Origin of the sequence: Streptococcus sp. A22 (assembly GCF_043674215.1) — a bacterium.
Taxonomy (GTDB): Bacteria; Bacillota; Bacilli; order Lactobacillales; family Streptococcaceae; genus Streptococcus; species Streptococcus suis_V.
The window spans coordinates 1-23,548 of sequence record NZ_JBIMJQ010000007.1 but is presented as its reverse complement, the minus strand read 5'-3'; the positions used below and the strand labels follow the sequence as shown (position 1 = coordinate 23,548).

Below are 23,548 nucleotides of genomic sequence, written 5' to 3'. Positions count from 1 at the left end.
AATATTTTAATGATACAGTCAGTAGAAAAATCAAGTATTTGAGGATAATATGGGAATTGAAAAAACAGTCAGCGAATTGGCTGAGATTTTAGGTGTCAGCCGTCAGGCTATGAATAACCGGGTAAAATCACTTCCAGATGAGTTTGTTGAGAAGAATGATAAGGGCGTGACGGTGGTCAATCGTCAGGGTCTGGTCAAGCTGGAAGAGATTTACAAGACCACGATTTTTGAAGATGAGCCAGTCAGCGACGAAGTTCTTCACCGTGAAATGATTGAGATTGTCATCGATGGAAAAAATGAAGAAATCGAGCGCTTGTATGCCCAACTCAAGGTTAAGGATCAACAATTGGCTGAGAAAGATGAGCAGTTGCGGGTCAAGGATATCCAGATTGCGGAGAAGGATAAGCAGCTGGACCAACAGCAGCAGTTAACAGCCAAGGCTATGGCGGACAAGGAAGTTCTCAAGTTAGAATTAGACGAGGTTAAGGCCCAGGCGGAAGAGGTAAAACCGAAAGGTTTTTTTGCTAGATTATTTGGCAAATAGAGGGATCCTATTTTAGGAAATGTTCGGGAGTGACAAGTTGTCGCTCTCTTTTTTGCGACATAAAGGAGTGATTGTGGTAAGCTAGAAACAGATAATTTTCTGAAAATTTCGGAAACTATTCTAGAGGAGGTTGCTTTATGTCCTATTTTCAAAACTTTATGAAGGCCAACAAGGCCTATGTTGACCTGCATGGTACCTACCACCTACCGCTCAAGCCCAAAACCAAGGTGGCTATCGTGACCTGTATGGACTCACGGCTTCACGTGGCGCAGGCCTTGGGCTTGGCTCTTGGTGATGCTCACATTCTGCGGAACGCGGGTGGGCGTGTGACGGAGGACATGATTCGTTCGCTAGTCATTTCCCAGCAGCAACTTGGTACGCGGGAAATCGTGGTCCTCCACCATACAGACTGCGGTGCCCAGACCTTTACCAATGAAGACTTTGTGGTCCAACTCAAGCGGGATTTGGGAGTGGATGTGGCTGGTCAGGACTTTCTTCCTTTTACAGACATTGAAGAAAGCGTGCGAGAGGATATTGCCCTTTTGAAACAATCTCCGCTCATCCCCGACGATGTTGAGATTTTTGGGGCAGTCTATGATGTGGATACAGGGCGTATGACAGAGGTCAGCTAAGAACCTGTATTCACAGCTCGCCATCTTTAGCTAAAGCTAGTTTTCTGCTACTAAGCGTTCGTTTTTCTCGAAATACAGTCAGTATTCCAGCTCAAACGGCCTTGATTAGCAAAAAACTATCTCTTATCTACATGCACCTTACTTGTGAATATAGGTTCTAAGAGCAGAGTTGTGAAGTCGGATTATTTCCGGCTTTTTTTGTAAAAATACTTGACAGTCATTCGGAGTTGATGTAGAATTGTTTTATAAAAATAATACAAAGAAACAAAGGAGTCCTCTCATGTCTGATAATCGTATGAAATACACAATTGATAGCAATATGCAATTTCCTTTGGTGGAAATTGCCTTAGAGGCTGGAGAGTCGGCTTATATTCAACAGGGGAGCATGGTTTACCATACACCCAGTGTGACCTTAAATACTAAGCTCAATGCCCGCGGTGGTTCAGGATTCGGTAAGTTGCTGGGAGCTATCGGTCGCTCCATGGTGTCGGGTGAGTCTATGTTTATCACCCAGGCTGTATCTAATAGCTATGACGGGAAAATCGCCCTGGCGCCGTCCACACCTGGTCAGGTTATTGCTCTAGAGCTGGGTGCCAAACAATACCGCCTCAATGATGGTGCCTTTCTGGCTTTGGATGGTTCTGCTCAATATAAGATGGAACGCCAAAGTGTGGGCCGTGCCTTCTTTGGTGGCCAAGGCGGACTCTTTGTCATGACTACAGAAGGCGAGGGTACACTTTTGGCAAATGCCTTTGGTTCCATCAAGAAAATTGAGCTAACAGGTGGAAGCATCACCATCGATAATGCTCACGTGGTAGCCTGGAGTCGTGACCTCAACTATGATATTCACCTAGAAAACGGCTTCCTTCAGTCTATTGGTACTGGTGAAGGGATTGTCAATACATTCTCAGGTTATGGGGAAATCTATATACAAAGCCTTAATATCGAGACCTTTGCCAATGTCATCGGTAGTCATTTGACTGTTTCGGGTGGCGACGGAGGTGGCGGTTCCACAACACTTTTAGATGCGATATTTTAACCAGTCGACCAGCTTTGGCTGGTTTTTATCTGCACATTTTTACCACTTACTTGTAAAATCTAACCACTTACTGAAAAGCCCTTGCCTTCACACCATAGCCTGATATAATAGGTATATCAAATGAAAGGGAGGTCTTATGAAAGTTCGGATTGAATTAGATGATAGCTTAGAGCAAGTCGAAGTGATTATCAGAAGTAGCCAACTAGGACCAGAGTTGGAACGCATCCAGCAGGCTTTGCAACAGGTTAGCCGTCCCTCGCTTGTCTTTTACAAAGGAACCAGTGAATATTTCTTGAAACTTGAGGACCTGCTCTTTTTTGAAACGGATGGGACCAAGATGATGGGGCATACTAAAGACGACGCCTATGAAGTAAAGATGAAACTCTATGAACTTGAAGACTGCCTCCCTGCTTATTTTTGTCGGGTTTCCAAGTCAACCATTGCAAATAGCAAGGCCGTTTATTCGCTGGACAAATCTTTTTCAGGAACTAGTCGGATTTCCTTCTATCAGACCCACAAGGAAGTCCACGTGTCGCGGCATTATTATCATTTATTAAAAGAAAAGTTACGAGAAGTGAGGTAGAAAAATGAAAAAAAATGGTTTAGGAATTGCTCTGCTGGTCTTGGCAGGCTTGGTCTTGTTTCAAGACTACTTGCCGGCTATTGAGCTTCCTCTTTGGAAATTGGCACTGGTAGTCGGTTGGAGTTATCTTCTCCTAAAAGCAATAATTAAAAGACAGTTAGTTACAAGCTTTGTGTGGGGAACTTTGGTCTTTATTATTTTGAACAACCACTTTGACTGGGTGGACATCGATACTTGGACACTGATTGTGGGTGCAGGCCTAGCCTGTGCGGGTTTGCAGCTCTTATTCAAGCCCAAGAGACCAGATGTGAGCAGTACAGGAGTGATTGGCGATAAGGGACGGGAAATAGCTTTTGGCTCCTCTACTCGCTACATTCATGAGGAAAATTTTACCTACGATAGTGTGGAAGTGGCCTTTGGCTCCAGTATGGTTTATTTTGATCAGGCGGTTATTCTGGGAGATAAGGCTGAATTTCATATAGATGCAGCTTTCTCATCAGTTAATCTTTATCTGTCTGCTAACTGGCAGGCGGTCGTGGAGCTAGATAGTTCCATGTCTGCTGTCAATAACTATGCAACTGGTATGGGAGAAAAGATGCTACATATCACAGGAGATATGGCCTTCTCCACTTTGAATATCTATTACACCTAGAGTGAACAGAGAGCAGTCTATCCAGGCTCCTCTGTAGGATAAAAAATCTGAATATTCTGGAAATTATTCAAAAGAAAGGGATTATCATGAAAAAGATTTTGAAAAATACTACTTACCTATGGGTATTGACTGCGGATATGCTGTCCAATTTTGGCGATGTGGTCTATTATCTGGCCTTGATGAACTATGTTTTGCTGGTGCCCAACAGCCGTCTGGCTCTGGCGATTGTGACCTTCTCGGAAATCTTCCCTAGCTTTATGGGACTCTTTACAGGCTATTTGGCAGATAAGACAGTCAACAAAATCGGCACTATCAAGCTGACCCTTCTCTTCCGTGTCCTTCTCTACCTCATCCTCGGATTCTGCATGGGCTTTGAGCCAGCCCTCTGGATTGTCGTGGTGGCTGCAACTTTCAATGTCTTTGCAGACTTCGCCGGCTTCTATGAAAACGGCCTCTATACACCTCTGGGATTACGCGTAGCGCCCAAGGAAGAGCGGGAGCAGTACTCGGCCTTTCGCCAGACCGTGACCAGCCTCCTCAACATCGCCTTTCAGGCCCTCTCTGCCCTCTTGGTCGGCCTCCTCTCCTACCAAAACCTGGCCTTTCTCAACGCCGGCACCTTTTTAGCCGCCCTCCTCATTATGCAGCTGCTGACACCAGCCTTTCGCAAACTCCTGACGGAGCAGCCTTTGAAAATAGCAGAGCAGCCGAGCCAGACTGAGCAAAAAACCAAAGGACCGGGCATTCTAGCTTCCTTCAAGCAAGCCATCGTGGAGCTTCGCAAGATTCCCGAGTTCCGTCTGGTCCTGATTACCAGCCCCCTTATCAATGCCTGTGGAGCGATTCTCTATCCTATTCTGGTCCTCTTGATTAGCGAAGACCCAGGCCTCGTCTTCCTTAATGTTGAAACGACTCTTGCCCTGACCATTTTGATTTTCTTTGTTGGCAATATCTTGGGTTCGACCTTGGTCTTTAGCCTCTTCAAAAAGACCAGCATGGTGACGCTGGAAGTGGTAGCCACTTTCTCTCTTCTTGGCGTTTTTGTCGGAATGTTGCTACATCAACTGCCAATTATTTTCTTCTTCCTTACTACAATGGGAATTAGCTTTGGGGCTAGTGGTCCCAAGTTTAATGCCAAGTTTGTCAACTCCATGCCAGAGGAGCAACTGGCAACTATCGGCGGTGCAGTATCGACCTACTTTATGCTGGGTCAGGCTTTTGTTCGCCTACTTGTTTCAGGTCTGGTCTTGGTATTGGCCGTCGATCAGATTAGCGGTCTTTTCCTATCAGCTACTGGAATCTTAGTCCTATACGTCCTCTACTGGCTGGCCCGCAAGCAAAAAACACCTCAAAATCAGTCTGCTTAGGCTGATTTTTCTGTTATCTGCGGGGCAACTATGCTATAATGTTCTTGATTGAAATTTTACAGGAGAGAAACATGACTAAACCAATTCGTGTGCGTTACGCACCAAGTCCAACAGGACTTTTGCATATCGGAAATGCCCGTACAGCATTGTTCAACTATCTTTTTGCCCGTCATCACGGCGGTACTTTCCTTATTCGTATCGAGGACACAGACCGTAAACGCCATGTGGAAGACGGAGAGCGTTCTCAGCTGGAAAACCTGCGTTGGTTGGGCATTGATTGGGATGAAAGCCCAGAAACCCATGAGCAATACCGCCAGTCTGAGCGTTTGGATATTTACCAGAAGTATGTCGATGAGCTCTTGGCTTCAGGAAAGGCCTACAAGTCTTACGTGACCGAAGAAGAGTTGGCGGCGGAGCGTGAGCGCCAGGAAGCTGCAGGTGAAACACCTCGCTATATCAATGAATACCTTGGCATGTCTGAGGATGAAAAAACTGCCTATATCGCAGAGCGTGAGGCGGCTGGCATTGTCCCAACTGTACGCTTGGCTGTCAATGAAGCTGGTATCTACAAGTGGAATGACATGGTTAAGGGTCAAATCGAGTTCGAAGGTGGCAACATTGGTGGTGACTGGGTTATCCAGAAACGTGACGGTTACCCAACCTACAACTTTGCCGTGGTGATTGACGATTATTTGATGGAGATTTCGCACGTTATCCGTGGGGATGACCATATTGCCAATACACCCAAGCAACTCATGGTCTATGAGGCACTGGGCTGGGAAGCGCCAGAATTTGCCCACATGACCTTGATTATCAACTCTGCAACGGGTAAAAAATTGTCCAAACGTGACACCAATACCCTTGCCTTTATCGAAGATTACCGCAAAAAAGGCTACCTGCCAGAAGCTGTTTTCAACTTTATCACACTTTTGGGTTGGACTCCTGGTGGTGAGGAAGAAATCTTCTCCCGTGAGCAATTTATCCAACTCTTTGACGAGAACCGCCTCAGCAAGTCACCAGCTTCCTTCGATCCGAAAAAGTTGGCTTGGATGGGCAATGAATACATCAAAAAAGCTGATTTGGAGACCATTTTCAACCTTGCTAAACCATTCTTGGAAGAGGCTGGTCGCTTGACAGACAAGGCAGAAAAATTGGTGGAACTTTACAAGCCACAAATGTCATCTGCGGATGAAATCGTTGGTTTGACAGACCTTTTCTTCTCTGATTTTCCAGAATTGACGGATGAAGAAAAAGAAGTCATGGCAGGTGAGACTGTTCCGACTGTCCTCAATGCTCTTAAGGAAAAATTGGAAGCCATGACGGACGAGGATTTCCAACCAGATAACATCTTCCCACAAATCAAGGCTGTTCAAAAAGAAACAGGCATCAAGGGCAAAAACCTCTTCATGCCAATCCGTATCGCTGTTTCAGGTGAAATGCATGGGCCAGAGTTGCCAAACACTATTTACCTCCTCGGCCGTGAAAAATCTATCCAGCATATTGAGAATATGTTGAAGAGTTTGTAATACAAATAATCCCCACTGTCATATGGCGGTGGGGATTTGTTATAGTTTAAAACTATGGAAATAAGCTTGAAAACGATATAACCAGTTTCTGAAAATTCATGGTATGATAGACTAATCACAAGAATTTAGGAGAGTGTATGGAAAATCATAATTTTGAAAATCAGGGTACTTTTAATCGAGAGATGAACAGTCGCCATTTGCAGATGTTGTCTATCGGTGGGGTTATCGGGACAGGTTTGTTCTTGAGTTCAGGCTATACCATTGCACAGGCTGGGCCTTTTGGAGCTATTGCGGCCTATCTTTTCGGAGCTGTCATGGTCTATTTGGTCATGTTTTCTTTGGGTGAATTGTCGGTTGCAATGCCGGTGACTGGATCTTTCCACACTTATGCGACCAAGTTTATCAGTCCAGGTACTGGTTTTATGGTGGCCTGGATGTATTGGCTCTGCTGGGTCGTTGCTCTGGCCTCGCAGTTTGTTGGGGCAGCCCAGCTCATGCAACGCTGGTTTCCTAGTGTACCGATTTGGATTTTTGCGACGATTTTTGCAGTTATTGTATTTGGTTTGAACACCCTATCAGTTGGCTGGTTTGCCAAGGCGGAGGATGCGCTCTCGTCTATCAAGGTCTATGCCATAGCAGCCTTTATCGTGCTTGGGACTTTGGCTATTTTTGGTATTTTGCCATTTGAGGGAACCAATGCTGCGCCACTGTTTAACAATATCACAAGTAACGGTTTACTTCCTAATGGTCTGGTTGGTTTTATCACGGTCATGCTGTCTGTTAACTATGCCTTTTCAGGTGTGGAAATGATTGGAATTGCGGCAGGGGAGACAGATAACCCTAAGAAAGCCGTGCCACAAGCTATTAAATCGACCATCGGTCTTTTGGTTATCTTCTTTGTCTTGACAATTGTTGTTTTGGCAGCCCTACTTCCTATGTCAGAGGCAGGTGTGACAGAAGCGCCGTTTGTGCTTGTCTTGGACAAGATTGGCTTCCCTTATGATGCAGATATTATGAACTTCATCATTTTGACAGCTATCTTATCAGCCTCAACTTCAGGACTTTACGCTTCAAGTCGTATGCTGTGGTCTTTGGCCAATGAAGGCATGATTAGTAAGGAATTAGTGAAGATTAATAAGCATGGTGTGCCTATGCGTGGCATGATTTTGTCCATGATTGGTGTTGTAATAGCCTTGATTGCGTCAATTTATGCAGAAGATACCATCTTCTTGGCCCTGGTTTCTATCGCTGGTTTTGCAGTTGTCATTGCTTGGTTGGCTATTCCGCTTGCACAAATCGGTTTCCGTCGTGAATTTTTGAAAACTCACAGTGAAGAGGAATTGGAATACAAGACGCCATTTTCACCGACCTTACCATGGATTACCGTTATTCTGCTAGTTATTTCCATCATTGGAATCGGCTGGGATCCTTCACAGCGTGCCGGTCTATACTTCGGTGTTCCTTTCATGATTGGCTGCTATATTTATCACTATATCCGCTTTAAAAAGTGGTAGGAGGGTTCAAGTATGGGGCGTTTTAAAGAACTATTAGAACAAAAGGAATATATCATTTTACACGGTGCTCTTGGAACAGAGTTGGAGTTTCGTGGTCATGATGTATCGGGCAAGCTCTGGTCTGCCAAGTATCTATTGGAAAATCCCCAGTTCATCAAGGATATTCACAAAGATTATATCCGTGCAGGTGCGGACTTGGTGACAAGCTCCACCTATCAGGCGACCTTTGAAGGATTAGCAGAAGTTGGCTTGTCACAAGCAGAGGCGGAGGACCTCATTCGCTTGACCGTTGATTTGGCCAAGGAAGCGCGTGATGAGGTCTGGGCTGAATTGGCTGAAGATGAAAAAGCACAACGAACCTATCCTCTCATTTCAGGTGACGTGGGTCCCTACGCAGCCTATTTGGCCAACGGTGCTGAATACACGGGTGATTATGGCAACATTAGTCTGTCAGAGTTAAAAGATTTCCACCGTCGCAGAATCGAACTCCTCCTAGAACAGGGTGCGGAACTCTTGGCCTTGGAGACCATTCCAAATTTTCTTGAAACACAAGCCTTGGTAGAGTTGCTGGCAGAGGATTTTCCAGAGGCTGAAGCCTATATCAGTTTCACCTCACAGGACGGGCAGTCGATTTCTGACGGAACGTCTATTGAAAAAATAGCAGAGCTGGTCAACAGCAGTGAGCAGATTTTGGCGGTTGGTCTTAACTGTACGGCTCCCTCGCTGTACTCAGCTTTCCTTGGCAAGTTGAGAGAAAAAACGGATAAACCATTTGTGACTTATCCGAATTCTGGGGAAGTCTATGATGGAGCCACTCAAACTTGGAAGGAAAAAGCAGGCGACAGCCATTCTCTTCTGGACAACACACTTGAATGGCACGAACTGGGCGCCAATGTAGTTGGAGGGTGTTGCCGTACCCGACCAGCCGATATTGCAAGTCTAGTTGCTGGATTGAAATAAAAGTATCCCCGCTGTCACATGACGGCGGGGATTTTGTTATAAATTCTGTAATTTTTCCTCAATCTGCTGGAGTAGATTTTCTAGATTTTCCTTCTGTTCTTGGAGTAGGAGGATTTGTTTTTCACGGTCGGCAATTTCATCCAGTATAACCTGTTTGTTTTCTTTTAGCTGTTCGAGACTGCCGCATTTGGTGTCGTGAAGTTCTTTGATACGGATAATAGCTTTCACAGATAGGCCTAACTGGCGAAGTCCTAGTATATTTTCTAGGTTGTTGATTTCTGCTTCGTTCCAGTAGTAGTTACCGTTAACCAGCTGAGGTTGTAGCAATCCTTGTTCGGTGTAGAAACGAAGCGTATCACGTTTGATACCAAATTGTTGCATGACTTGTCCTGTTTTCATAACTTCCTCTTTTACTAATTTCGTTTGACAGGGGGTCACCCCCTCATGATAAATTGGTGGGGAAAGGAGTTCTATATGATTATTGTTGTTAAATGCTTGATTGTGCTTTATTTGGGGCTATTACCGCTATCTGCTTGGGTATATCGTAAGCAACTTCCTAACTGGTTACTGGTTTTATATTCCTCCCCAGTCTTGCTCAGTTTGTTGGGCTGGCAGACAGTTTGGGGATTTATTTTCGGTTTAATCTTGGCTTGCGGTGTGCGTGTCTTAGGTGGTCGCATTCTTTTTGGGAGAAATCGTCTCAGTCACTTTTTATCTCATCTTTTACTGAGTAGCATTCTCGTTCTTGCCCTGTTCTTGTTCTAAAAACAGCCTCTCCACATAGTCCTTCTGCCTTGGAATGACCAGTTCTGTTTCAAGAAAATCTTTCAAATTTTCTTGTGGGACCCAGATATAATTGCTGGTTTCATCCGTTTGGAGTTGGATGGTCGATTTGTCCCAATTGGTTTCAGCCCAGTAGCAGTGGAAAATGCACTGGTCATCATGGGCGATAAAGTGTGTATGGTGGCGGAGTTGGTCAGCTGTCAGCTCAATGCCTGTCTCTTCGCGGACTTCGCGTAATATGGCCTGCTCTGCTATTTCCCCAAACAAGGCCGAGCCTCCTGCTGTTGCTTCATAATAGTCAGGGTAGGAGGGCTTGGTGCTGTCGCGCTTCATGAAGAGGGTGCTGCCGTCGCGGTGGCGGATGATGCACTCGACGACTAGGTGGTATAGGCCATCGGGAATGGTTTCTCCGCGTGTGAGGATATGGTCGGTCAAGTGACCGTCGGCTGTGTAGGCGTTCCAGATTTCCATTTCATTCTCCAGTCAATTTTGTAGTTATTCAGTATAGCACATCTATAAGTGCAAAGCAACATGTTTTGTTTTTGTACGGACAAGTGTTATACTGGGGGCCACTAACTCAAAGGAGAAATTTATGCAACCTATTATTCCTCATCTCTGGTATGACACAGAGGCAAAAGAAGCGGTGGCTTTTTATGTGGACCTCTTCGGTGGCAAGCTGGACTGGACCTACACCATTACGGATACGCCTTCGGGTGATTCGGATTTGATTCAGTTTCAACTGGGCGATATGACCTTGGCGGCTATTAGTGCGGGTCCATACTTTAAGCTCAATGAGTCCATGTCCCTCATGGTCAATGTAGCCAGCAAGGATGAAGTGACACGTTTGTACCAAGCCTTGTCAGAAGGCGGTCGTGTGCTCATGCCTTTGGGAGAATATCCTTTCAGCCCTTACTATGTCTGGTTGGAAGACCGCTTTGGTCTGTCTTGGCAACTGTCTTATGCACCGGACTTGGACAATTCTTATCAGTTTGACATCTGCCTGCTCTTCTCTCAGGATCAGGTTGGTTTGGCCCAGCCTATGTTGGACTACTACAAGGACAAGCTCCCTCAGGCTAGTGTCGGTCAACTTTCCTACTACGGTGAAGGGGAGGCTGCTGTTGAGGCTGCCAAGCTGAATTACGCGGAACTTCTTGTCGCTGGACAGAAAATGATTGTCATGGACCACGGCTACGGTGGTGAAGCTTCATTCAACGAAGCCTTCTCGCTCATGGTCTATGTGGATAGTCAGGATGAACTCAATTTCTATTATGACCTCCTGTCAGCAGTGCCAGAGGCGGAAATGTGCGGTTGGGTCAAGGACCAGTTTGGGATTTCCTGGCAGATTGTACCGCGGATTTTGATGGAGGCATACGATACGGCTAGCCCAGAACAGATTAAGGCTGTGAATGCTGCAGTAATGACAATGAAACGTCTAGATATCGGAACTATTCAAACGATATTAAATTAGTCAAGATTGGCAGGAACTGGATAGCAGTTTCTGTTTTTTTTATTAGACAAGAATGAATTGGCTCGGTTTTTGGTATAATGAAAGAAAGTAGAGGGGAGACCACATGAAAGCAATAGAAAGACGAAAGCACATTTTATCACTTTTACAGGAAACATCTCAACCACTTTCAGCGAATTACCTAGCAAAAGAATTTGGAGTGAGCCGTCAGGTGATTGTGGGAGATATAGCCTTGCTTCGAGCAGAGGGGGATCTGGTTTTGGCGACTCCGAGAGGCTACCTACTGCAGTCTTCTCTGGCGCCTCTTGAAGGTGCTTATATTCGTAAAATAGCTTGTCAACATGGACCAGAAGATGTTGAAAAAGAGTTGACTATCCTATTAGAGGGAGGAGCTCAAATCCTTGATGTCGAAATTGAACATCCTATTTACGGTCTATTATCTGGCAAACTAAATATTACCAGTTTTGAAGATCGGGACCGTTTTTTAGATGATTTGAGTCATTATAAAGGAGTACTATTGAGTAATTTAACAGAAGGAGTTCATACTCATACTGTCTCATTTCCCTCGGTTCAAGCCTACCAAGAACTTTCTTTGGTATTAAAGGCTGCAGGAATTTTGCTAGAAAATCAATAAAACATTACAGGTGTCTTGACACCTGTAATGTTTTGGTTTATAATCGAACCTATAGAAAGAGAGGTTCCTTATGTCCCAATTAACACTATCATCTAAAAGTTCCGTCAAGCAGCTTTCCATTAGTGCGATTCTTACTGCATTTGCTATTTTGATTCCATTGATAATGCCGATTAAAATTGTTATTGGACCAGCATCTTATACACTTGCTAGTCATATTCCGTTGTTTATTGCAATGTTTATTTCACCAGCAACGGCCATATTGGTAGCATTGGGCTCCAGTCTAGGCTTCTTTTTAGCAGGATTTCCTATTGTCATCGTATTTCGTGCATTAACCCACTTGATTTTTCTTACTCTGGGAGCTTTTATAATAAAACGATTTCCAAGTTTTATAGACACTAAGCGTTTCTTCCTATTAGGGATTGGTCTCAATCTACTTCATGGCTTAGGGGAGTATATTGTGGTCATGGCCCTGACTTCGGGCGGGCAGACTTCAGATACTTATTGGATGACTATGCTTGGCTTAGTTGGTCTAGGTTCTGCACTTCATGGATTACTCGATTTTAGTTTGGCATATTATTTTTGGAAAATCTTGAAAGAACGGAAAATTTATCAACCTTAATGTGAGTTGAGATAAAATATAGTCTAGAAGTCGGAGAAAAGTCTCTGGCTTTTTCTTGTTTTTTCTGTAAATGTACGAGATTTATTCAATTTTTTTAAAAAATGTGTATAAATATGTTGCAAAAAGTATAAATATACACTATAATAGTCACTAAGTTTTATTTGCTAATTTAAATAGAAATGAGAATGATTATGACGAAAGAAAAATTAATCCTAGCCTATTCAGGTGGTTTGGATACTTCGGTTGCTATTGCATGGTTGAAGAAGGATTATGATGTTGTCGCTGTCTGCATGGACGTGGGTGAGGGTAAGGATTTGGAATTTATCCATGACAAGGCCTTGTCGATCGGTGCGGTTGAGTCCCATGTTATCGATGTTAAGGAAGAGTTTGCCTATGACTACGTGCTTCCTGCCCTCCAAGCTCAAGCCTACTATGAGCAAAAATACCCATTGGTATCCGCTCTCAGCCGTCCTTTGATTTCTAAAAAACTGGTTGAAATTGCCCACCAGACTGGCGCGACGACTATTGCCCACGGTTGTACCGGTAAGGGAAATGACCAGGTTCGTTTTGAGGTGGCAATCGCTGCCCTGGATCCAAACTTGAAGGTTGTGGCTCCGGTTCGTGAATGGCACTGGTCTCGTGAGGAAGAGATTATCTTTGCCAAGGAAAATGGTGTGCCGGTTCCAGCTAATTTGGACAGCCCTTACTCAATCGACCAAAACCTTTGGGGTCGTGCCAATGAGTGTGGTGTCTTGGAAAATCCATGGAACGAGGCGCCAGAAGATGCATTCGGTATCACGACTGCTCCAGAAAAGGCACCAGATACGCCTGAATATGTCGAAATCGAATTTAAGTCTGGTGTACCTGTTGCCGTCAATGGAGAAGAGCTGAGCCTGGCTAATTTGATTCAGAAACTCAATGTGATTGCGGGTGCCCATGGTGTTGGTCGTATCGACCACGTTGAGAACCGTTTGGTGGGTATCAAGTCGCGTGAAATCTACGAGTGCCCAGGTGCCATTACCCTCTTGACAGCTCATAAGGAAATTGAAGATTTGACCCTGGTTCGTGAAGTAGCTCACTTCAAACCAATCATTTCCAATGAATTGTCAAACTTGATTTATAACGGTTTGTGGTTCAATCCAGCGACAGATGCTTTGAAGGCTTACTTGAAACAAACCCAGTCAGTGGTAAACGGTACTGCCAAGGTAAAATTGTTCAAGGGTACAGCTCAAGTCGTTGCTAGAAAATCACCAAACTCACTCTATGATGAAAATCTTGCAACCTACACAAGTGCAGATACCTTTGACCAGGCAGCAGCAGTCGGCTTTATCAAGCTCTGGGGCTTGCCAACCAAGGTAAATGCGGAAGTACATCACCAAAACCAATAGGAGATTTTGATGGAAAAGAAATTATGGGGCGGTCGTTTTGAGGCCAGCTTGGAGGCCTGGGTGGAGGAATTTGGTGCCTCTATCCGCTTCGACCAGAAACTAGCCAAGTTTGATATTCAAGGATCCATTGCCCATGTGACCATGCTGGGTCAGACAGGTATCATTGAGCAGTCTGAAGCAGACACTATCAAGGCTGGTCTGGAAGAGCTCTTGGCTGAGTATGAGACTGGTCAGCTGGAATTCGACGTGACCAACGAAGACATCCACATGAACATGGAATCGCTCTTGACGGAAAAAATCGGTCCAGTGGCTGGCAAGCTCCACACGGCTCGTTCACGGAATGACCAGGTCGCGACAGACATGCACCTCTATCTCAAGGACAAGCTCCATGAGGTGATTGAGAAATTGGCCAATCTACGTCAGGTCTTGGTCCATTTGGCTGAGGAACATGTGGAGACCATTATGCCGGGCTATACGCACTTGCAGCATGCCCAACCCATTTCTTTTGGTCACCATCTCATGGCCTACTATCAAATGTTCACCCGTGACAGCGAGCGCTTTACTTTCAATATCCAGCATGCGGACATGTCACCGCTGGGCGCAGCGGCCCTTGCAGGAACTACTTTTCCCATTGACCGTCAACTGACTTCTGATTTGATGGGCTTTGCCAAACCTTACAGCAATTCATTGGATGCGGTGTCTGACCGTGATTTCATCTTGGAATTTTTGTCTAATAGCTCTATTCTCATGATGCATGCTTCTCGTCTATGCGAGGAAATCATCAACTGGTGTTCCCACGAGTACCAATTTGTCACCCTATCGGACACCTTCTCAACAGGTTCCTCTATCATGCCGCAGAAGAAAAATCCTGATATGGCAGAGTTGATCAGAGGAAAATCGGGTCGGGTAGTGGGCAATTTGGTTGGTTTACTGACCGTCATGAAGGCTCTGCCATTGGCCTACAACAAAGACCTCCAGGAAGATAAAGAGGGCATGTTTGACACGGCGGAGACCATTACAGTAGCCATTGACATTCTGGCCGGTATGCTGGAATCTATGACCGTTCACAAGGATAGAATGGCTGTTTCAACCGAGAAAGACTTCTCCAATGCGACTGAGTTGGCAGACTACTTGGCCAGCAAGGGAATGCCTTTCCGCCAGGCCCATGAAGTGGTCGGCAAGCTAGTCTTGGAATGCACCAAGGCTGGTCACTACTTGCAGGATATTCCGCTGGAACGTTACCAAGAAGTGACGGACTTGATTGAGGAGGACATCTACCAGGCCCTGCAATCTCGTACAGCGGTGGAACGCAGAACCTCACTGGGTGGGACAGGATTTGAGTCAGTTCAACACCAAATTCAGCAAGCGACAGCGGAATTAAACCCAGATAAATAACGAAAAATGCCTCTAAACGTGATGTTTATTGGCTTTTTTGAATTTTATGGTATAATAGAGGTAATTTTGAAAGATGGAGTGACAGTTTGAGAAAAAGCTACCGTGTCAAGCGCGAACGAGATTTCAATGATATTTTTTCCAAGGGACACAATGTTGCCAATCGACGCTTTGTGGTCTACCGTTTGGCCAATCAAAAAGAGCATTTTCGTGTAGGCTTATCTGTCAGCAAGAAGTTAGGAAATGCCGTCACACGCAATAAAATCAAGCGTCGCCTGCGGCATGTTCTGCTTGAATTGAAAGAGGATATACAGGCAGAGGATTTTGTCATCATTGCCCGTAAGGGTGTGGAGGAATTGACCTACCAAGAAATCAAGAAGAATCTGCTCCATGTTTTGAAACTTGCGAAACTCTACCAGGAAGGTGTTGAGATTGAAAAAGAAAATTAAATGGGCGGGCCTCTTGACCCTGTCCCTTGTCGTGTTAGCGGCCTGTGGAAATCAAGCCAGCAACCAATCTTCGGGTGCCTGGGATTCACTCATTGAGTGGTTTGCCAGCATCATCCAATTCTTGTCTATCAATGGTCATATCGGTATTGGGATTATCCTTTTCACTATCTTGATTCGGACCTTATTGTTGCCACTCTTTCAGATTCAGGCAAAATCCTCTCGCAAGATGCAGGAAATTCAGCCGCAGCTGAGAGAGTTGCAGGAACGCTATCCAGGCAAGGATATGGAAAGCCGCCAATTATTGGCTGAAGCGACCCAGCGTCTTTACAAAGAAAACGGCGTCAGCATGGGGTCATCCTTTATACCGCTTTTGATCCAGATGCCCATTCTTTTGGCTCTTTTCCAAGCCCTGACTAAGGTGGATGCTCTCAAGGTTGGCCAGTTTCTCTGGATGAACTTGGGGCAGCCGGACCCGTACTTTATCTTGCCGATTCTGGCAGCGGTCTTCACCTTCCTTAGTACCTGGTTGACCAATAAGGCTGCGCCAGAGAAAAATGGTGCTCTGACCGTGATGATGTACGTCATGCCGTTTCTCATTTTCTTCTTTGCCGTGACGTCAGCTAGCGGGGTTGCCCTTTATTGGACCGTGTCCAACGCCTACCAAGTTGTTCAAACCTTGATTTTCAATAATCCTTTTAAAATCATAGCAGAGCGTCAAGCTAAGATTGATGCAGAGAAAGCGCGCCAGGCTAAAATTAGGAAAGCTCAGAAAAAAGCCCAGAAAAAGAAATAGGATAGTAGGAGAGAAAAGATGAAATTTACAGGTGCAAATGTTGAAGAAGCCATCCAAAATGGTTTGGCAGAATTAAATATCCCTCGTAAGAAGGCACATATTACTGTCGTTGCTCGTGAGAAAAAAGGTTTCCTTGGTTTTGGTAAGAGACCAGCGGTCGTCGATATTGATGTTATCAATGAAACAACGGTTGTCAAGGCTAACCAGAAGGCTGTTCGTGGCGTTCCAGATGAAATCAACGAGCAAAACGAGCCAGTGAAAAGTGTATCAGAAGCGACGATTGACCTTGGTAAGGTTGTTGCCGCTGTTAAGGAATACGAAAAGTCTGGTGAGGTCTTAGAGGATGATATCAAGGCTCAGATTCTGAAAAATGAAAAAGAAGCGACTACGATTTTAGAAGAAACAGGTCGTATCGAAATTTTGCCAGAAGAACTCCTGCAACCGGCCTCTGCAGAAGAGACAATTGAAGAAGTTGTTGAAACTCCTGAGGCTACTGAGGAGACAGAGTCTGTTTCAAAATCGGAAGAATTTTCAGACTTAGACATTAAAATCGAGCAACAGCATGACATTGAGCAGGTGGTGGCAGAAGTATCAGCTTACGTGCAGGAAATCTTGGATGACATGGACGTTGAGGCACGGATCGAGACCAGCTATAACCGCCGTACCATCAACATTCAGGTTGATACAAATGAGCCTGGTCGCGTAATCGGCTACCACGGCAAGGTCTTGAAGGCGTTGCAATTGTTGGCGCAGAACTTCCTCTACAACCGCTATGAGCGCAATTTCTACATCAGTATCAACGTTAATGACTATGTGGAACATCGTGCAGAAGTCTTGCAAGGCTACGCTCAAAAATTGGCGGAGCGGGTCCTGGCAGAACAAGAGGCCTATCACACAGATCCGATGTCTAGCAGCGAGCGCAAGATTATCCACCGGATTATTTCCAAAATGGACGGATTGACCAGCTATTCTGAAGGTAGCGAGCCTAACCGCTATGTGGTCGTGGACATTGAAGGACACAACGATTAAAAGAGGTTTAGCCTCTTTTTTTCACACTCCTTACTGAAAATAGGTCAAAATGCCTTGACAAACAGTCAGAATTCTTATAAAATAGTTTGGTATGTTTAGTAACTGATCAAAACTAGCCGGCTAAACGAATACAAGAATCTAAGAGGAGGTATTCATCGTGAAACGTACTTTTCAACCAAGTAAAATCCGTCGTGCTCGTAAACACGGATTCCGTAACCGTATGTCAACCAAAAACGGCCGTCGTGTCTTAGCAGCTCGTCGTCGTAAAGGACGTAAAGTGCTTGCAGTGGCATAAGAAGTCGAATGTAAAACCAGCAGAAACTCGAGTCTGCTGGTTTTTTCTTTTTTAATAATAAACAGATAGGTGAGATGGAAGGACCGAGATACGAATAGGAAGACGATCTCCCTCGTCTCCATCAATGTTGATTTGTAGGTCCCCATCGAGAAGTTTGATTTCCCCTTCCTTGAAGGTTTCATAACCCAGGCTATTACTTTCTTCTGTGACGCCGCCCATCAGCTGAGGAATGGCAGATACCGTATTTAAGAAGTGGCTATCTTTCAGATAGAGCAGGTGTAAAAGGCCGTCATCTACCTTGGCATCTGGAAGAAGGGTTTCAAACCCACCAATGGAATTAGTCAGTCCAATCAGGATGGTTGTCGAGGCAATTTCCTTAGTCTCACCGTCTAATTGAATCTGAAACTCATAGCGTTGGTTGTTTATCAATTCCTTGAAGCCATTGATGAAATAGGCCATCTTCCCATAGCGGGTTTTCTCATCTGGATCAATATTATTGATAGCTTGTGGAATAGCGCCGATTGCCACGACATTCATAAAGTAGCTATCGTTGACCTGGCCAATATCAAGAGGGCGCTTACGGTTTGGATCAAATTGTTTAATAGCTTGCGCTGGATCAAGGGGAATTCCCAAGGCTCGCGCTAAGTCGTTGACCGTACCTAGTGGGAAAAATCCAAAATTCGGTCGATATTCTTCCTTAGCCAGACCACTGATGCCCTCGTTAACTGTCCCATCTCCGCCCATGACAAAGACACTGTCAAAACCTTCTTGTGCAGCCTCCTTGACGAATTGGCAAGCATCTCCGCCTTTTTGAGTTTCTTTTATAAGGACTTGGTTAAAATATTCCTCCAATTTGACCTGGGCCAAGTCTCTAAACTCCAGGGCACGTTCCCCACCAGAACTAGGATTCACTACTAATAAAGCTTTTTTCATGCGAATCTCCTTTCAAAATACAACTTACCTCTATATTATAAGGTATTTAGGCTGTGATTGCAAAAGGAAGCTCCTTGTCACGTGAATTCAATATATCAAAAAACAATTAAAAGTGATATACTAGGATATTATAAGGAGGGATCGATATGGTAACAAAAGAAGAAGCAGTCCAATTGTTACAGGACATGATACAGATTAATACAGAAAATGACAATGAAGAAGAACTGGCTCGCTATATTCAAGAGTTTTTATCTGCTCATGGCATCGAGAGCGAGTTAGTGGAATTTGCGCCAAGACGTGCCAGTTTAGTAGCGGAAATTTCAAATGGGCCTGGGAAAAAATTGGGTCTAACTGGTCATTTGGATGTTGTCAGTGCTGGAAATGCCGAGGATTGGACCCATTCTCCTTTTTCAGGTTTCGTTGATGAAAACAAGATTCTTTGGGGACGGGGAGCTTCAGATATGAAGTCGGGTCTTGCTGCTCTTGTTCTGGCTATGGTTGCCCTCCATGAATCACAAGACTATTCAGGGACCATTCGATTGTTGGCGACTGTTGGTGAAGAAGTTGGAGAATATGGTTCCAAGCAGCTAACGAAGCTGGGCTATGTGGATGATTTAGATGGTATGCTAATTGGAGAACCTTGTAATATTGGGATTATTTATGCTCATAAAGGCTCGTTGAACTACAAGGTCACTTCCAAGGGTACGGCAGCCCATTCTTCCATGCCAGAACTCGGGAACAATGCCATTGAGCACCTCAATCATGCTATGCTGAAGATATCAGAAGCTATTGCACAAGAAGCAACAAAGCATACTGATCCAGAGTTGGGTCAAACCTTTCATAATATTACGGTGGTAACAGGGGGGCAACAGGTGAATTCTATTCCCGATTGGGCAAGTTTTGAAGCTAATGCCAGGACAATCCCTGCTTTTGATAACCAAGACGTAATTCGAACAGTCAAGGAAGTGATTGAAGAGCTGAATGAGCAAGAAGGATTTGATTTAAGTATAGAGGTGACTGCTGATCAAAAACCAGTTGTTAGTGATAAGAATTCTCCACTCATTCAGTCTATTTTGAAAGTACAGCAGCAGTTTCCTAGTTTACAGGTTCCTGCCCAGTTGAAGCAGATGGAAGAGGTTTTAGGAGGTGACCTGTCAGGACAAAACGATCTGCCAACCACCTTAGTCCCTCTAGCGGTATCGGGAACAACCGATGCAGCCCAATTTACTCTGTCGGAGAAAACGTTTGACGTGGCCGTCTATGGCCCAGGCATTCCCATGCTCAATCACAAGATTGATGAACGTTTACCGGTGGAGCAGTACTGGGATTTTATTGCGATTTATCAAGCCATTCTATCTGACTATCTTTCATAATTGGAATGTTTGCCGGATACTGATGAAAGATAAAACTGTTATCGGGGTCATCTGTTTATACTCTATTCAAAAATATAATATACTAGAGACAGAAAAGATCTCACAGGATTTAAGGACGGCCAGCTTGAAGAATGACCATAAAAGAAAGCATCGGACAGGGTTCGGTGCTTTTTCTCAGCCAAATACAGAGGTGGCTTATGGTATAATGGTAGAAAAGAAAGAGAAGTATGATGATAGAAATTTTTGATACACACACCCACCTCAACGTAGAGCAGTTTGACGGTCGGGTTCAAGAGGAATTAGATTTTGCCAAGGAAATGGGGGTCACCCTCCACAATTTGGTCGGTTTTGACCGAGCAACCATTGACAAGGCTATGGAGCTTGCTGACCAGCACCCTGAAATTTATCTGACATTGGGCTGGCATCCGACAGAGGCTGGCACCTATGATGAGGAAGTAGAAAGCTACTTGCTTGAGGCACTCAAACATCCCAAGGTCATTGCCCTGGGGGAGATTGGGCTGGACTACTATTGGATGACGGCGGATAAGGAAACCCAGGCTCGTGTTTTCAAGCGACAGATGGAGCTGGCCAAGCAGTTGGACTTACCCTTTGTGGTTCATACTCGCGACGCTCTGGAAGATACTTACCAGATCATCAGGGAAGTCGGTGTCGGTCCACGCGGAGGCATCATGCATTCCTTCTCTGGCACTCTGGAGGAGGCTCAAGCTTTCATGGACCTGGGTATGCACATCTCATTCTCGGGAGTGGTGACCTTCAAGAAAGCTGTCGAACTTCAGGAAGCGGCGCAAGCATTGCCCCTAGAAAAAATCCTGGTCGAGACGGATGCGCCCTACCTGGCCCCAGTTCCCAAGCGTGGTCGGGAAAATCGCACCGGCTACACTAGATATGTGGTGGATATGCTGGCCCAGCTTCGCAACCAATCGGTCGAAGAGGTGGCGAGAGCGACCTACGAGAATGCAAGGAGCTTGTTCAGAATTGACACAGAAAATTAAGATACAAGAAGTCCTCGTTGTCGAGGGAAAGGACGATACGGCAAACTTGAAGCGGTTTTATGAGGTGGATACCTACGAAACCAGAGGCTCTGCCATATCAGACGATGACTTGGAACGCATCGAGAAACTCCATGACCTGCGGGGAGTCATTGTCTTTACCGACCCAGACTACAATGGGGAGCGGATTCGAAAGATCATTATGCAGGCCATTCCTACGGTCAAACACGCTTTTTTACAGCGGGACGAGGCTACCCCCAAGTCCAAAACAAAAGGGCGGTCCTTGGGCATTGAGCACGCTAGCTTTGAAGACTTAGAAAAGGCCCTAGCAGGCGTGCGTGGTTACTATGATGATGAAAATAACTTTGACATTACCAAGTCTGACCTCATGCGATTGGGGCTTCTCATGGGGGCGGATAGTCGTAGACGCAGAGAATATCTGGGCGAACAGCTCAGAATTGGCTATTGTAATGGCAAGCAACTCCTCAAACGATTGGAATTGTTTGGGATAAGCTTGGCGGAAGTTGAGGAGTGTATGGTGAGCTATCATGGATAGAGTTTACGCTGTTAAGTGCTTGGTAAAAAACGAGTTTGAGCCAACTTATGAGAATTACTCATCTTATGAAGAAGTGACCTACTTGCTGCCGGCTAATGTCCTTGTTTGGGAGGATGAGCAGGTTAACACGGAAGCGCTACTTGACTATTTGCGTGATCTGGTCGAAGATGGCTATATCAATGCGGATGGTATTTGGAAGCAGAGCCGTTTGTTTCATATTGCCGGTGTGCAAGAAATGGACGACAGGGTAGAGTTTGATGGACCAGCTGTAGAAGTTTATCGTTGGTTTTACACTTTTGAACGTCCAGTTACTGGGGAAGAATTTTTGAATCTCTATTATTTTGATGATCTGGGGAGATAGGGCAATGTCTAGACTAGAACAAGTCATCCTAACCAATATGTGCATGATTACAGACGGTCAGCGGGTGTTGGTCCAGGAACGAAAGTCAGCAAAGTGGCCGGGCGTCACGTTTCCGGGTGGGGATTGTGTCATAATAATGACAGGTGCTTAAAACGCTGATAAATCAAGGATTTGAGCGTTCTACAATCTGTCGTTAAGGAGGAAAAATTTATTTTATTATTTATAATATCGCATAAGCGAGAACATGTTAATAAGTGTTCTCGTTTTTTTATTTTCAGGAGGAATTCATGCAAAAGAAGGAACAATCATCACGCCAAATCGTGATATGTCATCTCGTGACTATTTTAGGAGTTGATATTGTGAAAGCAACTCAGCTAATTGATGAAATGGAACAAGTAGGTTTAATCCGATTTGATGAATTCGGAAATGTTGGACTTTTAGTCTTGGAGGGATAATCATGAAACGTATTACCGCTAATCAATATCAGACATCAGAGCGTTATTATAAACTCCCAAAAGTCTTGTTTGAGAGTGAACGGTATAAGGATATGAAACTGGAGGTTAAGGTAGCCTACGCGGTTTTAAAAGATCGGTTGGAATTGTCTTTGAGTAAAGGTTGGATTGATGAGGATGGAGCTATATATTTGATTTATTCCAATTCAAATCTGATGGCACTTTTAGGCTGTTCAAAGTCAAAACTACTCTCTATCAAGAAAACCTTACGCGAATATGGCTTAATCGATGAAGTCCAACAGTCCTCTAGTGAAAGAGGACGAATGGCCAATAAGATTTACTTGGGGGAGTTGGAACATGAACCTACCCCTGTCTCAAATTCAGACGGGGCTAGTGTTAAAAAAACACTAGGGGGGTCTCAAAGAAAGACGGGGCCGGTCTTATATTCAGCCCCTAGTGAGACTGAAGGAAGTGAGACTAAGTATAGTGAAACTAAAGGGAGTGATTTCCTTATTGAGGACGAGGAGGAGAGGCAGCTGGTAGATGAGAAACAAGAAGAAAACTTTACTTCAAAAGTCGATGGCGTTACCAAGTACGATCGAGACTATATTTGGGGTTTGGTTCATGACCAGTTAAGACAGACGGGTCTATCTCAGTCGGCTAGTGACTATGCCATGCTCTATTTTAGTGACCGTTATCAGTATGCTTTGGAACATATGCGATTTGCTCGGTCAGCGGAAGTGATAGCTGAATACGTGTTTAATGGTGTGCTGTCAGAATGGACCAAGCAACTGAGACGACAAGAAGTAAAGGGAGGTGATTAAGATGATTTGGTGGATACTAGGTGGAATCTATTTGATTTCAATCATCATTTTGATTGTTGAAATCATCCGAGCACCAGAAATGGATGATCATATATAGGCAAGAGTTTTACAAGTGTAAGGCTCTTTTTTAGTTGGAAAGAGAGGAAAAATGAAGTTTTTAGATTTATTTGCTGGGATAGGCGGTTTTAGACTAGGAATGGAATCACAGGGCCATGAGTGTTTGGGCTTTTGTGAAATTGATAAGTTCGCCAGAACATCTTATAAAGCCATGTTTAACACAGAAGGGGAAATAGAATATCATGACATTAAAGAGGTCACAGACCATGACTTTAGACAATTTAGAGGGCAAGTGGACATCATCTGCGGGGGATTTCC

At 44.7% G+C, this 23,548-nt stretch carries 29 protein-coding genes and 1 pseudogene; 27 read left to right on the top strand and 3 right to left on the bottom strand.

Annotated features, from left to right (window positions below; all coding sequences use genetic code 11):
• Window positions 1-49 precede the first annotated feature (49 nt).
• The 9 genes from ACHBHN_RS04200 to mmuM all read left to right on the top strand — a co-directional run bounded on the left by ACHBHN_RS04200 (window position 50) and on the right by mmuM (window position 8,817).
• Window positions 50-544 carry a DUF536 domain-containing protein gene (locus ACHBHN_RS04200; protein WP_105111069.1) on the top strand — a complete coding sequence of 165 codons (495 nt, stop codon included), beginning with the start codon at window positions 50-52 and terminating at the stop codon, window positions 542-544.
• 137 nt (window positions 545-681) lie between these two features.
• Window positions 682-1,176, top strand: coding sequence for a beta-class carbonic anhydrase (locus ACHBHN_RS04195; protein WP_394733668.1), 495 nt, complete (start codon window positions 682-684; stop codon window positions 1,174-1,176).
• Window positions 1,177-1,456: 280 nt separating this feature from the next.
• Complete coding sequence (locus ACHBHN_RS04190; RefSeq protein ID WP_105122267.1) at window positions 1,457-2,215, top strand: TIGR00266 family protein; 759 nt, start codon at window positions 1,457-1,459, stop codon at window positions 2,213-2,215.
• A 136-nt stretch (window positions 2,216-2,351) separates the two neighbouring features.
• Window positions 2,352-2,798, top strand: coding sequence for a LytTR family DNA-binding domain-containing protein (locus tag ACHBHN_RS04185; RefSeq protein ID WP_394733667.1), 447 nt, complete (start codon window positions 2,352-2,354; stop codon window positions 2,796-2,798).
• A gap of 4 nt (window positions 2,799-2,802) precedes the next feature.
• Window positions 2,803-3,450, top strand: a complete 648-nt coding sequence (locus ACHBHN_RS04180) for a hypothetical protein (RefSeq protein ID WP_394733666.1) — start codon at window positions 2,803-2,805, stop codon at window positions 3,448-3,450.
• 86 nt (window positions 3,451-3,536) lie between these two features.
• Window positions 3,537-4,817: an MFS transporter gene (locus ACHBHN_RS04175; RefSeq protein WP_394733665.1), complete on the top strand. Its 1,281-nt coding sequence runs from the start codon at window positions 3,537-3,539 to the stop codon at window positions 4,815-4,817.
• A 71-nt stretch (window positions 4,818-4,888) separates the two neighbouring features.
• Entirely contained in the window at window positions 4,889-6,343 is a 1,455-nt protein-coding gene (gltX, locus tag ACHBHN_RS04170; RefSeq protein WP_394732664.1) for a glutamate--tRNA ligase, read from the top strand.
• A gap of 137 nt (window positions 6,344-6,480) precedes the next feature.
• On the top strand, window positions 6,481-7,857 hold the full coding sequence (locus ACHBHN_RS04165; protein ID WP_394732665.1) for an amino acid permease: 1,377 nt from the start codon (window positions 6,481-6,483) through the stop codon (window positions 7,855-7,857).
• 12 nt (window positions 7,858-7,869) lie between these two features.
• Entirely contained in the window at window positions 7,870-8,817 is a 948-nt protein-coding gene (gene mmuM, locus ACHBHN_RS04160) for a homocysteine S-methyltransferase (RefSeq protein ID WP_394732666.1), read from the top strand.
• Window positions 8,818-8,853: 36 nt separating this feature from the next.
• On the opposite strand, the gene ACHBHN_RS04155 is transcribed toward mmuM, so the two are convergent.
• Window positions 8,854-9,216, bottom strand: a complete 363-nt coding sequence (locus tag ACHBHN_RS04155) for a MerR family transcriptional regulator (protein ID WP_394732667.1) — start codon at window positions 9,214-9,216, stop codon at window positions 8,854-8,856.
• Between the two features lie 75 nt (window positions 9,217-9,291).
• On the opposite strand from ACHBHN_RS04155, the gene ACHBHN_RS04150 reads away from it, so the two are divergent.
• Window positions 9,292-9,582: a hypothetical protein gene (locus ACHBHN_RS04150; protein WP_394732668.1), complete on the top strand. Its 291-nt coding sequence runs from the start codon at window positions 9,292-9,294 to the stop codon at window positions 9,580-9,582.
• Here the strand turns inward: ACHBHN_RS04150 and ACHBHN_RS04145 are convergent.
• On the bottom strand, window positions 9,541-10,071 hold the full coding sequence (locus ACHBHN_RS04145) for an NUDIX domain-containing protein (protein WP_394732669.1): 531 nt from the start codon (window positions 10,069-10,071) through the stop codon (window positions 9,541-9,543). The two genes, ACHBHN_RS04150 and ACHBHN_RS04145, sit on opposite strands and share 42 nt — an antisense overlap.
• 121 nt (window positions 10,072-10,192) lie before the next feature.
• Here ACHBHN_RS04145 and ACHBHN_RS04140 point away from each other — a divergent pair, with 121 nt between their 5' ends.
• The 9 genes from ACHBHN_RS04140 to rpmH all read left to right on the top strand — a co-directional run bounded on the left by ACHBHN_RS04140 (window position 10,193) and on the right by rpmH (window position 17,664).
• Window positions 10,193-11,068, top strand: a complete 876-nt coding sequence (locus ACHBHN_RS04140; protein ID WP_394732670.1) for a VOC family protein — start codon at window positions 10,193-10,195, stop codon at window positions 11,066-11,068.
• Window positions 11,069-11,171: 103 nt separating this feature from the next.
• Window positions 11,172-11,699, top strand: a complete 528-nt coding sequence (locus tag ACHBHN_RS04135) for a transcription repressor NadR (RefSeq protein ID WP_024397302.1) — start codon at window positions 11,172-11,174, stop codon at window positions 11,697-11,699.
• 70 nt (window positions 11,700-11,769) lie between these two features.
• Window positions 11,770-12,318: a hypothetical protein gene (locus ACHBHN_RS04130; RefSeq protein ID WP_105160358.1), complete on the top strand. Its 549-nt coding sequence runs from the start codon at window positions 11,770-11,772 to the stop codon at window positions 12,316-12,318.
• Between the two features lie 191 nt (window positions 12,319-12,509).
• Window positions 12,510-13,706: an argininosuccinate synthase gene (locus ACHBHN_RS04125; RefSeq protein WP_105111059.1), complete on the top strand. Its 1,197-nt coding sequence runs from the start codon at window positions 12,510-12,512 to the stop codon at window positions 13,704-13,706.
• Between the two features lie 6 nt (window positions 13,707-13,712).
• Complete coding sequence (gene argH / locus ACHBHN_RS04120) at window positions 13,713-15,101, top strand: argininosuccinate lyase (protein ID WP_394732671.1); 1,389 nt, start codon at window positions 13,713-13,715, stop codon at window positions 15,099-15,101.
• Window positions 15,102-15,187: 86 nt separating this feature from the next.
• Complete coding sequence (gene rnpA / locus ACHBHN_RS04115; protein WP_105122258.1) at window positions 15,188-15,547, top strand: ribonuclease P protein component; 360 nt, start codon at window positions 15,188-15,190, stop codon at window positions 15,545-15,547.
• Window positions 15,531-16,340, top strand: a complete 810-nt coding sequence (locus ACHBHN_RS04110) for a YidC/Oxa1 family membrane protein insertase (protein WP_105111056.1) — start codon at window positions 15,531-15,533, stop codon at window positions 16,338-16,340. Before rnpA ends, ACHBHN_RS04110 begins: the two co-directional genes overlap by 17 nt.
• 18 nt (window positions 16,341-16,358) lie before the next feature.
• Entirely contained in the window at window positions 16,359-17,369 is a 1,011-nt protein-coding gene (gene jag / locus ACHBHN_RS04105; RefSeq protein ID WP_394732672.1) for an RNA-binding cell elongation regulator Jag/EloR, read from the top strand.
• 157 nt (window positions 17,370-17,526) lie between these two features.
• Window positions 17,527-17,664, top strand: coding sequence for a 50S ribosomal protein L34 (gene rpmH / locus ACHBHN_RS04100; RefSeq protein WP_018368178.1), 138 nt, complete (start codon window positions 17,527-17,529; stop codon window positions 17,662-17,664).
• Window positions 17,665-17,715: 51 nt separating this feature from the next.
• On the opposite strand, the gene ACHBHN_RS04095 is transcribed toward rpmH, so the two are convergent.
• Window positions 17,716-18,597: a diacylglycerol/lipid kinase family protein gene (locus tag ACHBHN_RS04095; RefSeq protein WP_394732673.1), complete on the bottom strand. Its 882-nt coding sequence runs from the start codon at window positions 18,595-18,597 to the stop codon at window positions 17,716-17,718.
• A gap of 146 nt (window positions 18,598-18,743) precedes the next feature.
• Between ACHBHN_RS04095 and ACHBHN_RS04090 the strand changes: the two genes are divergently transcribed.
• From ACHBHN_RS04090 to ACHBHN_RS04055, 8 genes and pseudogenes are all read left to right on the top strand, one after another.
• The gene (locus ACHBHN_RS04090; RefSeq protein ID WP_172079658.1) at window positions 18,744-19,970 is read left to right on the top strand and encodes an ArgE/DapE family deacylase; all 1,227 of its coding nucleotides are present in this window, start codon (window positions 18,744-18,746) and stop codon (window positions 19,968-19,970) included.
• Between the two features lie 230 nt (window positions 19,971-20,200).
• Window positions 20,201-20,983 carry a TatD family hydrolase gene (locus tag ACHBHN_RS04085; protein WP_105122253.1) on the top strand — a complete coding sequence of 261 codons (783 nt, stop codon included), beginning with the start codon at window positions 20,201-20,203 and terminating at the stop codon, window positions 20,981-20,983.
• The gene (gene rnmV / locus ACHBHN_RS04080; RefSeq protein ID WP_394733664.1) at window positions 20,946-21,536 is read left to right on the top strand and encodes a ribonuclease M5; all 591 of its coding nucleotides are present in this window, start codon (window positions 20,946-20,948) and stop codon (window positions 21,534-21,536) included. Before ACHBHN_RS04085 ends, rnmV begins: the two co-directional genes overlap by 38 nt.
• Complete coding sequence (locus tag ACHBHN_RS04075) at window positions 21,529-21,897, top strand: hypothetical protein (RefSeq protein ID WP_394733663.1); 369 nt, start codon at window positions 21,529-21,531, stop codon at window positions 21,895-21,897. The genes rnmV and ACHBHN_RS04075 overlap by 8 nt, the downstream gene beginning before the upstream one ends.
• Window positions 21,898-21,901: 4 nt before the next feature.
• Window positions 21,902-22,018, top strand: a pseudogene (locus tag ACHBHN_RS04070) (DNA mismatch repair protein MutT); the annotation flags it as partial.
• A 166-nt stretch (window positions 22,019-22,184) separates the two neighbouring features.
• On the top strand, window positions 22,185-22,352 hold the full coding sequence (locus ACHBHN_RS04065; RefSeq protein ID WP_043029208.1) for a hypothetical protein: 168 nt from the start codon (window positions 22,185-22,187) through the stop codon (window positions 22,350-22,352).
• A 2-nt stretch (window positions 22,353-22,354) separates the two neighbouring features.
• Window positions 22,355-23,173, top strand: coding sequence for a replication initiator protein A (locus ACHBHN_RS04060; RefSeq protein WP_044684029.1), 819 nt, complete (start codon window positions 22,355-22,357; stop codon window positions 23,171-23,173).
• Between the two features lie 148 nt (window positions 23,174-23,321).
• Window positions 23,322-23,548, top strand: a 227-nt coding sequence (locus ACHBHN_RS04055) for a DNA cytosine methyltransferase (protein WP_394733662.1), incomplete at its 3' end; no start/stop codon positions are given.

Bases quoted from the DNA above. Each gene is read 5' to 3' on its own strand.
- ACHBHN_RS04200 (WP_105111069.1), top strand. From the start codon at position 50: ATGGGAATTGAAAAAACAGTCAGCGAATTGGCTGAGATTTTAGGTGTC.
- ACHBHN_RS04195 (WP_394733668.1), top strand. From the start codon at position 682: ATGTCCTATTTTCAAAACTTTATGAAGGCCAACAAGGCCTATGTTGAC.
- ACHBHN_RS04190 (WP_105122267.1), top strand. From the start codon at position 1,457: ATGTCTGATAATCGTATGAAATACACAATTGATAGCAATATGCAATTT.
- ACHBHN_RS04185 (WP_394733667.1), top strand. From the start codon at position 2,352: ATGAAAGTTCGGATTGAATTAGATGATAGCTTAGAGCAAGTCGAAGTG.
- ACHBHN_RS04180 (WP_394733666.1), top strand. From the start codon at position 2,803: ATGAAAAAAAATGGTTTAGGAATTGCTCTGCTGGTCTTGGCAGGCTTG.
- ACHBHN_RS04175 (WP_394733665.1), top strand. From the start codon at position 3,537: ATGAAAAAGATTTTGAAAAATACTACTTACCTATGGGTATTGACTGCG.
- gltX (WP_394732664.1), top strand. From the start codon at position 4,889: ATGACTAAACCAATTCGTGTGCGTTACGCACCAAGTCCAACAGGACTT.
- ACHBHN_RS04165 (WP_394732665.1), top strand. From the start codon at position 6,481: ATGGAAAATCATAATTTTGAAAATCAGGGTACTTTTAATCGAGAGATG.
- mmuM (WP_394732666.1), top strand. From the start codon at position 7,870: ATGGGGCGTTTTAAAGAACTATTAGAACAAAAGGAATATATCATTTTA.
- ACHBHN_RS04155 (WP_394732667.1), bottom strand. From the start codon at position 9,216: ATGAAAACAGGACAAGTCATGCAACAATTTGGTATCAAACGTGATACG.
- ACHBHN_RS04150 (WP_394732668.1), top strand. From the start codon at position 9,292: ATGATTATTGTTGTTAAATGCTTGATTGTGCTTTATTTGGGGCTATTA.
- ACHBHN_RS04145 (WP_394732669.1), bottom strand. From the start codon at position 10,071: ATGGAAATCTGGAACGCCTACACAGCCGACGGTCACTTGACCGACCAT.
- ACHBHN_RS04140 (WP_394732670.1), top strand. From the start codon at position 10,193: ATGCAACCTATTATTCCTCATCTCTGGTATGACACAGAGGCAAAAGAA.
- ACHBHN_RS04135 (WP_024397302.1), top strand. From the start codon at position 11,172: ATGAAAGCAATAGAAAGACGAAAGCACATTTTATCACTTTTACAGGAA.
- ACHBHN_RS04130 (WP_105160358.1), top strand. From the start codon at position 11,770: ATGTCCCAATTAACACTATCATCTAAAAGTTCCGTCAAGCAGCTTTCC.
- ACHBHN_RS04125 (WP_105111059.1), top strand. From the start codon at position 12,510: ATGACGAAAGAAAAATTAATCCTAGCCTATTCAGGTGGTTTGGATACT.
- jag (WP_394732672.1), top strand. From the start codon at position 16,359: ATGAAATTTACAGGTGCAAATGTTGAAGAAGCCATCCAAAATGGTTTG.
- ACHBHN_RS04095 (WP_394732673.1), bottom strand. From the start codon at position 18,597: ATGAAAAAAGCTTTATTAGTAGTGAATCCTAGTTCTGGTGGGGAACGT.
- ACHBHN_RS04090 (WP_172079658.1), top strand. From the start codon at position 18,744: ATGGTAACAAAAGAAGAAGCAGTCCAATTGTTACAGGACATGATACAG.
- ACHBHN_RS04085 (WP_105122253.1), top strand. From the start codon at position 20,201: ATGATAGAAATTTTTGATACACACACCCACCTCAACGTAGAGCAGTTT.
- rnmV (WP_394733664.1), top strand. From the start codon at position 20,946: ATGCAAGGAGCTTGTTCAGAATTGACACAGAAAATTAAGATACAAGAA.
- ACHBHN_RS04075 (WP_394733663.1), top strand. From the start codon at position 21,529: ATGGATAGAGTTTACGCTGTTAAGTGCTTGGTAAAAAACGAGTTTGAG.
- ACHBHN_RS04065 (WP_043029208.1), top strand. From the start codon at position 22,185: ATGCAAAAGAAGGAACAATCATCACGCCAAATCGTGATATGTCATCTC.
- ACHBHN_RS04060 (WP_044684029.1), top strand. From the start codon at position 22,355: ATGAAACGTATTACCGCTAATCAATATCAGACATCAGAGCGTTATTAT.